The sequence below is a fragment of the Dyadobacter sp. 676 genome (assembly GCF_040448675.1).
Taxonomy (GTDB): domain Bacteria; phylum Bacteroidota; class Bacteroidia; order Cytophagales; family Spirosomataceae; genus Dyadobacter.
Genome location: NZ_CP159289.1, coordinates 5,523,485 through 5,535,890 on the forward strand (window position 1 = coordinate 5,523,485; position 12,406 = coordinate 5,535,890).

At 47.4% G+C, this 12,406-nt stretch carries 18 protein-coding genes and 2 pseudogenes; 3 read left to right on the top strand and 17 right to left on the bottom strand.

Annotation, left to right across the window (positions count from 1 at the left end; translation table 11 throughout):
- Positions 1-8: 8 nt before the first annotated feature.
- From ABV298_RS24510 to ABV298_RS24520, 3 genes are all read right to left on the bottom strand, one after another.
- Positions 9-227: a proline dehydrogenase family protein gene (locus ABV298_RS24510; RefSeq protein WP_353718776.1), complete on the bottom strand. Its 219-nt coding sequence runs from the start codon at positions 225-227 to the stop codon at positions 9-11.
- Positions 224-523, bottom strand: a complete 300-nt coding sequence (locus ABV298_RS24515) for a hypothetical protein (protein WP_353718777.1) — start codon at positions 521-523, stop codon at positions 224-226. The genes ABV298_RS24510 and ABV298_RS24515 overlap by 4 nt, the downstream gene beginning before the upstream one ends.
- Before the next feature lie 234 nt (positions 524-757).
- A complete protein-coding gene (locus tag ABV298_RS24520) occupies positions 758-1,024 on the bottom strand; it encodes a hypothetical protein (RefSeq protein ID WP_353718778.1) in 267 nt (88 codons plus the stop codon).
- A gap of 50 nt (positions 1,025-1,074) precedes the next feature.
- On the opposite strand from ABV298_RS24520, the gene ABV298_RS24525 reads away from it, so the two are divergent.
- Positions 1,075-1,281 (top strand): hypothetical protein, encoded by a 207-nt coding sequence (locus ABV298_RS24525; protein WP_353718779.1) that lies wholly within the window; start codon positions 1,075-1,077, stop codon positions 1,279-1,281.
- Between the two features lie 59 nt (positions 1,282-1,340).
- Here the strand turns inward: ABV298_RS24525 and ABV298_RS24530 are convergent, their stop codons facing one another.
- The 14 genes and pseudogenes from ABV298_RS24530 to ABV298_RS24595 all read right to left on the bottom strand — a co-directional run bounded on the left by ABV298_RS24530 (position 1,341) and on the right by ABV298_RS24595 (position 10,391).
- Complete coding sequence (locus ABV298_RS24530) at positions 1,341-1,622, bottom strand: hypothetical protein (protein ID WP_353718780.1); 282 nt, start codon at positions 1,620-1,622, stop codon at positions 1,341-1,343.
- Positions 1,623-1,635: 13 nt separating this feature from the next.
- Positions 1,636-1,848, bottom strand: coding sequence for a DUF1330 domain-containing protein (locus tag ABV298_RS24535; RefSeq protein ID WP_353723244.1), 213 nt, complete (start codon positions 1,846-1,848; stop codon positions 1,636-1,638).
- A gap of 385 nt (positions 1,849-2,233) precedes the next feature.
- Positions 2,234-2,947 (bottom strand): hypothetical protein, encoded by a 714-nt coding sequence (locus ABV298_RS24540; protein ID WP_353718781.1) that lies wholly within the window; start codon positions 2,945-2,947, stop codon positions 2,234-2,236.
- A gap of 128 nt (positions 2,948-3,075) precedes the next feature.
- Positions 3,076-3,669 carry a sugar O-acetyltransferase gene (locus ABV298_RS24545; protein ID WP_353718782.1) on the bottom strand — a complete coding sequence of 198 codons (594 nt, stop codon included), beginning with the start codon at positions 3,667-3,669 and terminating at the stop codon, positions 3,076-3,078.
- A gap of 65 nt (positions 3,670-3,734) precedes the next feature.
- A complete protein-coding gene (locus tag ABV298_RS24550; protein WP_353718783.1) occupies positions 3,735-4,364 on the bottom strand; it encodes a Crp/Fnr family transcriptional regulator in 630 nt (209 codons plus the stop codon).
- Between the two features lie 11 nt (positions 4,365-4,375).
- Positions 4,376-5,083: a hypothetical protein gene (locus ABV298_RS24555; protein WP_353718784.1), complete on the bottom strand. Its 708-nt coding sequence runs from the start codon at positions 5,081-5,083 to the stop codon at positions 4,376-4,378.
- Positions 5,084-5,087: 4 nt separating this feature from the next.
- Positions 5,088-5,615: a hypothetical protein gene (locus ABV298_RS24560; protein ID WP_353718785.1), complete on the bottom strand. Its 528-nt coding sequence runs from the start codon at positions 5,613-5,615 to the stop codon at positions 5,088-5,090.
- Between the two features lie 232 nt (positions 5,616-5,847).
- Positions 5,848-6,162, bottom strand: a pseudogene (locus tag ABV298_RS24565) (aspartate/glutamate racemase family protein); the annotation flags it as partial.
- Positions 6,051-6,341: an aspartate/glutamate racemase family protein gene (locus ABV298_RS24570; RefSeq protein WP_353723245.1), complete on the bottom strand. Its 291-nt coding sequence runs from the start codon at positions 6,339-6,341 to the stop codon at positions 6,051-6,053. The gene ABV298_RS24570 and the pseudogene ABV298_RS24565, both read right to left, overlap by 112 nt.
- Before the next feature lie 726 nt (positions 6,342-7,067).
- The gene (locus ABV298_RS24575; RefSeq protein WP_353723246.1) at positions 7,068-7,289 is read right to left on the bottom strand and encodes a PaaI family thioesterase; all 222 of its coding nucleotides are present in this window, start codon (positions 7,287-7,289) and stop codon (positions 7,068-7,070) included.
- A gap of 594 nt (positions 7,290-7,883) precedes the next feature.
- Positions 7,884-8,171, bottom strand: coding sequence for a hypothetical protein (locus tag ABV298_RS24580; RefSeq protein ID WP_353718786.1), 288 nt, complete (start codon positions 8,169-8,171; stop codon positions 7,884-7,886).
- Between the two features lie 73 nt (positions 8,172-8,244).
- Positions 8,245-8,643, bottom strand: coding sequence for a hypothetical protein (locus ABV298_RS24585; protein ID WP_353718787.1), 399 nt, complete (start codon positions 8,641-8,643; stop codon positions 8,245-8,247).
- A gap of 28 nt (positions 8,644-8,671) precedes the next feature.
- Positions 8,672-9,241 (bottom strand): site-specific integrase, encoded by a 570-nt coding sequence (locus tag ABV298_RS24590; RefSeq protein WP_353718788.1) that lies wholly within the window; start codon positions 9,239-9,241, stop codon positions 8,672-8,674.
- A pseudogene (locus ABV298_RS24595) lies at positions 9,190-10,391 on the bottom strand (IS3 family transposase). Before ABV298_RS24595 ends, ABV298_RS24590 begins: the two are co-directional and overlap by 52 nt.
- Before the next feature lie 829 nt (positions 10,392-11,220).
- Here ABV298_RS24595 and ABV298_RS24600 point away from each other — a divergent pair.
- Together ABV298_RS24600 and ABV298_RS24605 are read left to right on the top strand one after the other, a co-directional pair.
- Entirely contained in the window at positions 11,221-11,508 is a 288-nt protein-coding gene (locus ABV298_RS24600) for a transposase (protein WP_353718731.1), read from the top strand.
- A gap of 5 nt (positions 11,509-11,513) precedes the next feature.
- On the top strand, positions 11,514-12,350 hold the full coding sequence (locus ABV298_RS24605) for an IS3 family transposase (RefSeq protein ID WP_353723174.1): 837 nt from the start codon (positions 11,514-11,516) through the stop codon (positions 12,348-12,350).
- The last annotated feature ends 56 nt before the right edge of the window (positions 12,351-12,406 follow it).

Sequence of the window (12,406 nt, forward strand, 5' to 3'; positions counted from 1 at the left end):
CATCCGATTCAGTTTGGGATGATATCTTCCAGTGCCAGGAAGAGGTTCATCGGGTTTTCGGCGATGCGGTTGCACAGGTAAAGATGCCACTCTTGGCCGTAAACTATGTAGATTTTGGCCGGATGGCCGGCATGCATCAGCTCGATAAGTTGGTCGGACGCGATGCCCAGCAGGCATTCGAATTCATATTGTTGTGCAGGCATCCGGTGCTGCGAAAGCAGTTTCACCGCTTCCTGCCGGATATACGGGTCGTGGATAGCGCCTTCTCGCAAATTTGTGCCAAATGCTCGGCGCAAAGGTCGGCCGACAACGCCAGGCCGATGTGCGACAAATCGAGCGACACACTCGATCGAAGCCCACGCACCGCGATTTGATCGCAAATGGACAGGAAAGCGGCAGTCGCGGTGGCGGCTTCCTGCTCGTCGCGGACATTCTCGCCCATGAACTGGATAGATGCGGCCAGCCCCAACTGGTTACAATGTGCTGCCCGTGCTGCGGCGGTTTCCAGGGTTTCCTCGGCCACATACCGGCCGGCAGATTCGGCAAAAACCTAGTAAAGCGGATCATGGCCAAGGATGTACTGCTTGGACTGGTCATTGACGGCCGCCTTCCGCAATGCTGCCGAGGCCATAGCCAATAGTTTATCCGTGTCTTTCAAGGTATTTTCAGTGAATGTGAATGAAGATAGCAGCCAGGAAAACACTTTTGCTATTCCGGAACTTCGGGGGCCGGAGTTTTGAGATCACCGGTCCCTTCGTTAAACCGTGATATGGAGCAGCAAAGTAACCTCTTTCTCGCCCGGCGGACGCTTAAAATCGTGGCCGGTCACTAAGACCTGTTCGGAAAGTGCTTGGTACAGTGGCCCCACCTGGGACGGTTCGATCTCGATTACCATAATGATGGTGACGTCCGAAAAGCAGTTGGCCAGGGTAATGCAACCGAACCGGTCGATGATGCCGGTAATGGCAAGAAGGTTTGAGTAAACGTTCATCTGCGCGAAGGCTGTCCAGTACAGCTTTTTCATACTTTTGATATTAACGCACTAATCAGTCCGCAAATACTTTTTGATTTTACTTGAAAACTCTGCCGACATGCCAGGTAAGCTGCCACTTCCTTTTGCGGCAGCCGCGATTCGAGAAACGGGTACGCATCCCGGAACGCGACATAGCGCGCCTGCGCATTCATCGACAAGTTTTGAAACATCCGTTCCTGGAAGTTGGCGAACGCATTCTGAGTGACGATTCGGAAATACCGCTTCATGGCCGGAACCGTTTGGTATAGCTGCTGCAACCGGTTGTGCGGAAGCAGCAAAGCCTTTACATCCTCGATCGCTTCACAGGTCAGCGGCCTGACACCTGGTGACAGAAACTCCGCAGGTCCCGGCCCCACCACCCGCTGTTGCCTGGCTGGATAATGTGTTCCTGCCCGTTCAGATCGGCAAAATAGGTCTTCACACAGCCATCGAGAATGAAAATCGCATGGGCGCACACTTCGCCGGGGATGACCAGCCAGCTGTCTTTCGAGTAGCTCCGCAGCTTGCACGCTTGTCCGATCAGTGTTGCTTCCGTCGGCGTAAACGCGGCGTGCCGGCGAATGGAATCGATCAAAAGATCGTTGCTCATAGGGGTTGTTATGTCATGATAACCCTTCAAATATAATAGCGTCAGTCTGTACCGCGACAGGCCGCCTTGCTTTGAGTGCGGCATATTCGGCCGAATCGTACCATTCGTTAGCCCTATCGAAATCCACGAATTCGATCATTACCAGATAGGTGGGCGTCCATTTGCCCGCTGTATGGCGTATTCTTCCGCCCACCGCCCGGTATTTCCGCCGAAGTTCCGCAAGGATTCGTCACGACTAAATTGTCAAATAATGCAAAAGCTGACATGGTTTTTCATGGTTAATGGTTAAACATGCTCCAAATTTCGCGACTGCATTTCTGACGGCACTTGAACTGGTTCAAATCGGCGTATTTCTTTTTATATAAATGCGCATCCCCGACGATTTGATGCTTCGCCCCAAAAACGGCTTTTCAGAAATTGGCTGAACCCGCTAGAGGATCTCTGTGACTTTTGGAGGTGGTGCGGGATACCAGGATGACTACATGTATTTTACTTCATCATAGTGCAGGCAAAAACGGAGGTGATTTTGGCAGCTAGGTAGGGGTTAGTTATCAGGCCCAATACGGCCGGGTAAAAGAGTCGATATTAAAAAAGGTTCGCGTCTCTGCCGATCAGCGAAACTTAAATTGCCGAGGCCGGTCGGAGAGAAGGCGTCTCCGGTCGCTTTCAGTTAGTATGGGATGGATGAGCGCTGGCGATTTGTCGATGCGGGTGAGTTTGGGGTAGCCGTATACCAGGCTTACATTAGTGAGCTTATCGCCCGAAAAGGCGTAAATTTCCGTTTTGTAATACGGCTGGTTGTTAAAAATCGTCGAGTCGGTGCAAATCAGCTCAAAAGCATGATCGCCGTTAAAATCTGTCTCCAGGTAATTGGAAAAATCAACCCATGAGTATATGGAGTATGACTGGCCGCTGATCAGGTAAACTTGTTTCATGGCAACAACACCAGGGTGATCGTCAGCTTGACCGAAAGTCAGCTTGGCGTCCGGCTGCTTGTCGCCATTGATGTCGGCTATTTGCACCGAATCAGGGCAATGTGCCAACCGGATCGTACTGTCCCGGAACCGGGAGACATACTTTCCGTTTCGTGCGATTTGGATGTTCAGGCAGCGATCTTTACTTTCGGACAGCACCAAAGTTAGCCCCCCGCATGAAACCCGTGCGCTGTCTTCGGATCGGCGAAACGGCGCTGATAAATACCGGGCACGCTCGGGAGCTGGCGTCAGCCAAAGGCCACCTGCGAACAGTAGCGCCAAGGTGATGCAACCCAGCAACACCCGCCTGATGTTTCGGCGGGGAATTTTCTTTTCATATACAATTTTCATCGCTTTGCGTGTTTGCGCCGACCGTTGGATGTTTCCGGGACCGCGCATTAGTCGGGCGTACGGGAAATAGCTTTCCCGTACGCCTTTTAGAGGCAGTTGAACTCATTCCGACATAAAGAATCGGGAAATTAAACTTGAACTTCGCGGATAACGCGGCAGGGATTGCCGACCGCGACCGAGTTGGCGGGTATCGACCTGGTCACGACGCTGCCGGCGCCAATGACTGAATTGCGGCCGATCGTAACGCCCGGCAGGATGATGGCCCCGCCGCCGATCCACACATTGTCTTCGATGATAACTTGCAATGCATAGGTTCGAAAAAATGGAATGGATGCATTTTTATCCCAGTTCTCTACCAGCCGCTGGTCAGGGGCGACAGGGTGGGTAGCCGTGTAAATCTGGACATTGGAGGCGATCAACACATTGTTCCCGATGGTGATTCGGTTGCAATCCACCAGGGTGCAGTTCATGTTGATAATCACATTGTCTCCCACCGAAATGTGCCTTCCATAGTCGCAATAAAAGGGGATGTCAATATTGACGTTGGCGCCTGTTTTGCCCAGTAGTCTGGTCAGGACCTGTTGCCGGGCCGTTTTGTCGTCGGCAGGCAGCAGGTTATATTCTCCGCATAGCTTGCGTGCGTGATGAATGCAGGCCAGGATTTCTGGATTGGCGGTATTGAATAGATCGCCATCCAGGCATTTTTCCAGTTCGGTTTTCATATGTGTGGTGGTTTGGGCTGCAAATTACAGCCCGCATTGTCCATAACTTTTCATCTATCTTAAATTCATCCTTCCGCTCGCAAAACACTCAAATGCTGCTGCGTCATACCGAGATAGGAGGCAATGAAGCCCAGGTTGACGCGGTGGATCAGTCCTCGGTTTTGCGCGAGAAATTTCTCATACCGTTCCTTGGCGGTCAGCGACAACCGGTCCAGGCGCAGCGTCTGCATTTGCAGCAGTACCTCTTGGTGGATCACCCTGGACCAGTTCGCAATTTCGATGTTTGTTTGGTAGAGTTTGTTCAATTGCTCAATGCGCATGAGGTAGATCAGCGAGTCTTCCATCAGCTGAACGTATTCAAGCCCAGGCATCCGGTGGTAGAGCGAATGGGAGGAAAAGGTGATGTCGCCTTCTTTACTGAACCAGTTGGTTACCTCCTTGCCGTTAATGAGCATGTATGTGCGTGCGCAGCCCTGCTCGATGAAATACACAAAATTGTCCCGCACGCCGGGCGACGTCAGGATATGGTGCTTGGGCAGATACCTGGGGGCGAGGTGGGGAATCAGCTCGTCGATGGAGCGGTCTGATACTGGATAGTATCGCCGGATACCGCTGATGATATTGGCAACATTGCGCTTGTCCACCGGATCTGTGTTGGTTGGCCCATGCGAGGAATGAGACAAAATGTCGGACATATTCGCTGGTTTCAGAACTGTTGATTAAACTCTCGCGGCTCCCTTGAAATTTTCCTTATTAGCGCAGGTACATGAGCAGGCCCACCTTTCCCATTTTTAAGGAAACGCACCAATCTCGGATATCCGTACCTGAGGCTGCAATTGACCAGCTTTCCTTGCGAAAGAGAATATAACTCGTATTTCCAATAACTGTGATCCTGATAGGTAACTAATTCCTTGCCAACTATTTCAAAATTTCCGTCGTCATTGAAGTCGTATTCGGGCTCATGAGAAAAATCCATAAAAGAAATTTTACTATAACCCGTACTGCCCACCGAAATCAAATACAATTTTCTTCTCACCATAGCTGCCAGTGGTGAAGCCCCTTCAACGCGAAACATTAATTTTATATCCTGCCGGTCATCGCCATTGATGTCCGCCAGGAGTGCGGAGTCAGGAGAAAATCGCAACATCGAATAGCGCTCAACAAAACGCTTAGGAGCTTGGCCGTTCTCGCTAATAGTAATAAACAGCTCTTCGGATGCTTCGGTAATGACAATCTTTAACCGGCTTGCCCTTAGCACGCAACTGTCCTGGTATCTGGTGAGGGCAACTTTTTCATACCTGACAGGCTTAGGCTTTGCAAGTAAACTGTATGCGGGAGACGCAGCCAGTAGCAAACTTATGCCAATAAAGATGCCGTGCCAGCCTGGTGAAGTTTTGATTGTTATCGACAGCATTGCACTAGTCATATATGAACTCCTGATCAAGATTTTTTTTTCCAGCGCCCCACACATGGTATTTTCTGATTGGCAGGCCGGTAGCCGAGTATTCATAAGAATACTTCGTTAGCTCGTTTGACGGTTGCCCATGTTCGATCACGGATTTAATTGCTGTGATGTTATTTTTTGACAGGAAGCGAGAGAAGTCATTTCTTCCAGTTAATTGGTAGTGTGGATTGGGATGGTTGTATGTAAACGCTGCGACCCGAGGCGCAGTCCGCATCATTTGTGCGATTAAATTTCCATTGTCATATTGATAAACCGTTTCGAATAGGGCGGACCCGTCATCTCCTATTTGAACTTCCCTTTCAAGTAATCCAGCTTTGTTAAAGTAATAGTCGATTTGAAAGTGGGACTTATCGACGAAATAGAACCGGCTGGATTGCAATCTGCCGAATACAGGGTCATTACCTTCACGAGGCAAGCTTGTTCTTTCGTCACAAGCCCTGCAAAGCAGGGCCAGCGTCAGTAGCGCAAGGTATTGTTTCATTTTTCTATGGGAAACTGATGTTTGGAGATGCGTCTTATGCATCAAAGGTTGGAACGCCGCGTCTGGCTCATTGCTTTCAGACAAAGGAATCAGTATCGATCGCAATAGCGACCGCCTTTGACTGAACGGAAAGAGATATGCGTGGTTTGAGAAGAATCTGATCGCAAATTTCGGTAACTATCTGGATGCAGAAAACAAGCTGTACCATGGATCGTAAAAAAGGGCATTTCAGTCATCGGATATCCATGCTGAATTGTGATCGAAGCGATTCGGAGCCTAGTGCCCAATCGGGGACGGCCCTGGCATGCAAGAAAGCGGTGTCAAATAGGGGAAGGTTGCAATCCTCCGGTTTGAGTAAGATTGGCAATTCGGTGCAGCGCAGGATGATCCCTTCGGCGCCTTGGCGGGCCAGTGAGTCAATGATTGCAAGGATCTTCACATTTGTTTCTGGAAGAAATATCCCTTTACAAAATTCGTCCGCAATGACAGCATGGAGATATTCACGTTCCTTTTCATCAGGGACGATGGTCTCGATGGCAAAATGCTCTTTAAGCCGACCTTTGAAAAATTACCTTCGGTCGTATGTCGGGTACCCAAAAGACCAACGGTCTGGATGCCGAGGCCGGTTATCGAACCGGCGCACAGATCTGCAATATGAAGCAGTGGGATGCTGATTTGGGATTGGATGTAGTCAGCAACCTTGTGCACTGTATTGCAGGCGATCATAATAAAATCAGCTCCCTCTTCTTGATTGACCGGGATTTGACTTTCGGTTATAGCCGCGTTCAGAACGTTCACTTCGATATACCGGTGAAGACAATCATTTATCCGAACCCGGTGGCTGACAAACTCACGCTGGATGTTGACGACATCAGCGCAGTTGAACGTACATAAATCGATGATTTAACGGGTAAAACAATATTCGATCGGAAGAAACCAGGCAATGCAGATCTCTGAAAAGATATCGACGTGAAAGGGTTGCGGGCAGGTGTTTACGTGGTGCGGATTACCCGCGCAGGCGGAAATACCATATCGCTAAAAATTGTGAACCCTAGTATCTGATAAGGCTACGAAAAAGGGAATTTCATGTGCTGAGGACTGTCTGCACTGAAAATATGTCCAAAGGAACCCAAAAGACGCCCGATGGCAATATCTTTTGGTCAGCCCCAGAATCATTCCCGCTCATCAGAGGTATAATGGAGCCGAATGAACCTATGCCACGCACTTTAATTCTACATTGATCTACTGTAAATCTAATTTTAAAGTTCAGCGCTTGTGATATACAACAACGCAATACAGATTTTTGGAGATTTATACATAAGTTTAAGGACGATCATTTTATTGTAGAATTGCCGTCCGAAGTGCAAACTTGGCCGTTCCCACAATTATCATAGACGCTATAAATAGCTTTTGGTCGTAGTAGCTATTAGGTTGACAGATGGGAATATAAGTTTAATATACTGAAATCATTGTGGCAGTCATTTTTGCAATCAGTATATTTTGATCCGAATCGTAGACATATCCTTCACCGACGGTCAGAGTTTTCCCGGATTTCAGTACTTTCCCTATTGCAAGGAGCTTATCCGTGTTGGCAGGCCTTAAAAAATTTACGTTAAATTCAACTGCCAAAACTTCGGCATTTTCCGCATCATGGTGAGTGTTGCGTAGCCGCAGGCGCTATCGACAATACTCGTCGAGACTTCGGCATGAAAATAGCCATACTGTTGCGTAAGAGCAGAAGAAAATTGACAAGTAATGGTTACCTGGCCTTGTTGGACGTCGGTTAATTGAGCATTTAATGTTTGCATTGAGCCTTGCTTTTTCGAAGCTCTGTTTTATTCTCTCGTATGCTGTCATAAACTATTGAGTCTCAGGTATTAATGTCCTATATTGAAGATAGGACATTAATTGCTGAATTGAATGCGTCATCTTTGTTTTAATTACTAATCAAGCTCGGTGTGATTCGACACATTCCCTGATACCGCATATTTATGTTTGCAGAATGAAATTTATTCTGGATTTCTGCCGAAATAGAGATATCTTCATTGCTAGGTTTGGACGACGGAAAAATTCAAGAGAGCAAATCGAGAGCGGTTGAGCAAAGTTGCAGGTAATATGTTGTTTTGCAGGGTGTTATACATAATGCGTTGCACCCTTCGGGTGCACAAACAATGCTGATAATCAGCTCATTACGAAATTTACACTCTTTTTTGCACACAAAAGCACTGGTCTATGCCGGTGCTTTTGTGGTTTCCGGCAGTAAGCAATTCAGGGCGGATTGGAGGCGACTACTTGTGCGCCGAGGGGCCTCAGTCGGCTAAGCAGCTTCTTCAAACTGCCGTGCAAGTCTCCGTAATCTTCAAGGAATCCCACAGCGCCGTTTTTATTTTGGTCGTACATGGTTGCATGGTAGAACATTCGCCAGAGCAGCATGTCAACTTCTGCCGGGTCTGGATGGGAGATAAAGAAATCGTCAATTGCATCTCGTATTTCACCGGGAATCGGGCCCATAGGCGCACTTGGTGGCGCTTGCGCTGATTTGAGGTTTGTATTCATCGATCGTTGGGTTAGTAGTGGATTAATGCGTTAGGATAGGAGTGGCCGCCTCTTGACGACCACCCGTGACGTATCAATCGAAATAAAAACCTACAACCTGTTCGAGGTCACCGCGCCAAAAATGCGCTGGACGTCGACCGAGATCCTTTCCTGATCCATTATGGAACTTGGCATCCAGCAGATGAATAAAGCCAGCCTCTCCAAAATACTTCGTAGCGTCCATGTACTTCCTTTTGAGCGCGCCGAAGTAGATTTCGAGATTCTTGTTCTCTTCGTCTTTGATTTCCGAGCTGTAAGGCTGATCTATTACTATTTTATCCATCACATGCTTCATGAACCTGTGTCCGCTCACCATTCGGCCGGAAACTAACATTCCGCTTAGGGCCACGGTGACGTTAATTTCTCTATCTGTACCATTAACGTAGTCAATAACACTAGCTAAAACTGTATCGGTTGATTCTATTCTGACCATTGTTTGTTTAGTTTCAAGTGAGTACTGTTTATCCTCTCCATTCGGCAAAAATTCGATTCTCTCGTACCCGACCGTACACTTTAACAAAGTCGGTAGATGCGTGTCCAAGCATGCTTGCGACTGCCTCGAACGACATCCCTCTCTGATTGATCGACATATCCGTGAATGTTTTACGTGCGACTTTATTTGTCAGGTGTTTGTCGGTTCCAATTCGCTCGGCGATAACCTTTAAGTAATCGTTCTGCTTTTGCGAGCTGATCCGAGGCAAGTCGTCAACCGATCCATATTTATCTATAAGTGCCTGGGCCTCTTTACCAATGGGGACTATTGCAGGCTGGTCATTTTTTTGACGTCGATATTCAATGAATTTTTGCCCTTGATAGTTTCGGACGTTATTGTTGTTAAGTTTTTGATAATCTGCAATGTGCAACCCAGTGTAGCACATGAAAAGGAAGCCATCCACAACGCGTTGCAATCTGGGGCTCCATTCCGTCGTTTTGAGTGCTTTGAGTTCATCATCACTCAGGCATGTAAGTACCCCGTTTCTCAGACAGTCATTTGTTGGTGAATTTTCTTTTTCGCCAGCGATTCCTTCCATTCAAATGGTGTCAAATTGCCCAGTCCTTCGTGTGGTCGTCGCTGGTTATATTCTTCAATCCATTCCGTTGTTAATTGCCGGACCTGATCCAGGTCGAAGAACAAATAAGCGTCTAATACTGCTTCTCGGCACAGTCGATTAAATCGTTCGATATAGCCGTTTTGCGTTGGCTTGCCTGGCTGTATAAATCTGGTTTCTATCCCTTTCTCCTCACACCAGATTGCGAAATCTTTGGAGCGGCCCGCCGCAGCGGGTGAATTCTGGCCCATTATCCGATCGGATCACCTTTGGGAACCCTCTGCTTTCGCCGAGCCTATTTAAAGTTCTGATAATTCGCTTTGAAGAGAGTGAAGTATCCACATCTATGGCCAGAGCCTCCCGCGAGCAGTCGTCGATAACATTAAATCCGGGCCGCCGGTGCGGTGCGAAACTTGCGGTTGCCAATCATACTATCGCTCCGCGCGGCGTCCGCATAAAATCGACACTCCATACTTCATTTACCTGTGCAGGCTGTGCTAACGGTTGCCTAACCCGATCGGGTAATCGCCGCTTTCCCTTTCGCCTCTTATTCAGCTTCAAAACTTGATAAATGCGGTGAACTCGTTTATGAGCGCAGCGGCGCACCGCTCCATGGCTTACCTGATCTTCGCAGGTAGGCAAACAGCTTTCTAAACCCGTATGAAGGGTGTTTGAATGCCAAGTCCTGCAACGACTCAATTACCTCAGAATCATCTTTCTTACTGCTGTAATAATATTGAGAGCGAACAAGGCTAACGATTTTACAGGCTCTGCTCACAGCGATGTCGTGCTCGCGAACAATCTCCTCTGTCAATTCCCTTTTTGCGGCAGAGCCCAGCCCTTTTTTGCGAAGATCTCCTTCAAAATCTGGTTATCAAGGCTCAGGTCGGCGAACATCCGCAGCGGCGGCCGCTTTTTCAATCGCGAATTCTCCTCCTCCAAATCCTTCAACCGCTTGACGTCAGACGCTTCCATGCCACCGTAACGGCTTTTCCAATTATAAAATGTGGCCTCGGAAATGCCATGCTGCCGGCAAATCTCCTTGGTCGGGATGCCAGCTTCCTGCTGTTTGAGGATCGAAACGATGGCACGGGCCACCCCGCTGCGTCTCTGTAAATCTCGTCTTTTTCATCAGTTTAAAATTAAGGTTTAATCTCTAATTTCAAACTGTCTGTCGTTTCGGGACACTTACAATCGTCCGTGCAGCCAGATAGCGATATTGCTAAGAACGATATAAGACGTACGATGGAAGTTGGAGTACCCCATGATGCTGCTGGTGTAGTAAATATTTATTAGACAGAATTGGGTACAATCTCGGAATCCGAAGCAGAAGATGTTCAGACTATTTGAATCAAGATAGGCGTTTCAAGAAATTTTTCAAGTGTTTGCAATTTATGACCATCTGGTGTGATCACACGTAGTACTTCATTGAGATCCAAGGAGAACATGGACGATTCCGGGTGTTTTCCATCCAATGAGCATTCATATCTCGCAAATTCAACAACTGTAACCATGAAAAAGCCAAAGTTTCTACTCTTTCTAATTGTTCTAATTGGTACTATTATAATTGCCTGGCGCTGTAAAGACGACGACACGGCGTGCCGACAGTATACGGGTGTGGTGTTATCCCCAACTCCTTGTAATGGTAAGGCTAGTCTGATCATTCAGGTCACGAATAGGGATGTAGGTTCCACATTCATGGACCGCAACACGGAATTAAAGAATGTAATAATCGCAACGATTGAAGGGCTTGATTCCCTTTCAGTTGGAGGAAGCTTTCAATTTCGTAACGAGACCGTACAGTTAAGCGACACAATATATTTCAACTTTGAAAAACAGGATGCCAGCGGTATCGTTTGCCCGGCCCTATTCTCTACGCCTTCCCTGCGCACTAAAATTACATCCTATAATACTCCCAGAAATCTGGACAGCTGCTTAAATTTCTAACTTAGTAGCTGACTATGAAAAAGGAACGTAGAAAATTCAGTGCGAGCTTCAAAGCCAAAGTGGCTATTGAAGCGATTAAAGAGGTTCAGACCGTGCAGGAATTGGCCTCCAAGTACGAGATTCATCCAACACAGATAGCTGCCTGGAAGCGAGAGTTTCTGGAAAAGGCTGAATTAGTTTTCAGTAAAGAGGCACCCACCACTGGTAATGAATCCGAAAACACAAAAGAGAAGGAATTGTATTCTAAAATCGGTGAACTTCAAGTCCAAGTCGATTTTTTAAAAAAGGTCTTGGGGAAATGAGTGTTATGGAGAAACGCGGACTTGTTTCCCCTGAGTACCCTGAGCTAAGCGTCTCGGCACAGTGCAAATTGATTGGTTTACAGCGTAGTAGCTATTACTTTAGGCCGAGAGGTCAGTCTCTGTTAAACCAGCGATTGATGAAGGCCATTGATCGCCAGTTTCTAGAGTGCCCGTTTTATGGCGTAGAACGCATGCGTGATTACCTGATCGGACTGGGATATCCTGTTGGTGTGAAGCGGGTGAGAAGACTTTATAGACTTATGAATTTGCGCACAATTTATCCCAAGCGCAATCTAAGCAAATCCAAACCAACAGATTACAAATATCCATATTTGCTGAAGGGGTTGAAGATTGAGCGCCCCAATCAGGTCTGGCAAGCCGATATATCTTATATTCCAATGTTCAGAGGATTTATGTACATGTTCGCCATTATTGACGTTTACAGCCGTCGAATTGTGGGATGGAGTATCTCCAATACAATGAGTATGGAATGGTGCCGGGAAACGCTTTTGGATACGATCCGTACACAGGGAAAGCCCGAAATATTCAATACCGACCAGGGTAGCCAATTCACAAGTCAGGGTTTTATTAAGCCGCTCTTAGAGAAAGGGATACAAATTTCTATGGACGGAAAAGGACGGGCCCTAGACAATGTTTTCATCGAAAGATTTTGGAGGTCGCTCAAACAAGAGTACATATACTTAAATCCTCCAAATGGCGGGATGGATTTGTATCGGGGAGTAAAAGCATATGTGGAATTTTACAACCGTCGACGCAAACACACAGGAACCGGGTACATTCCCGATGAATTGTTTTTCCAGATCAATGCAAAAGCATCCTAATTAAACTTAATTTCATCCGTCGGCTGTCCAGCAAACCGGGAGTATTTCATCCATCT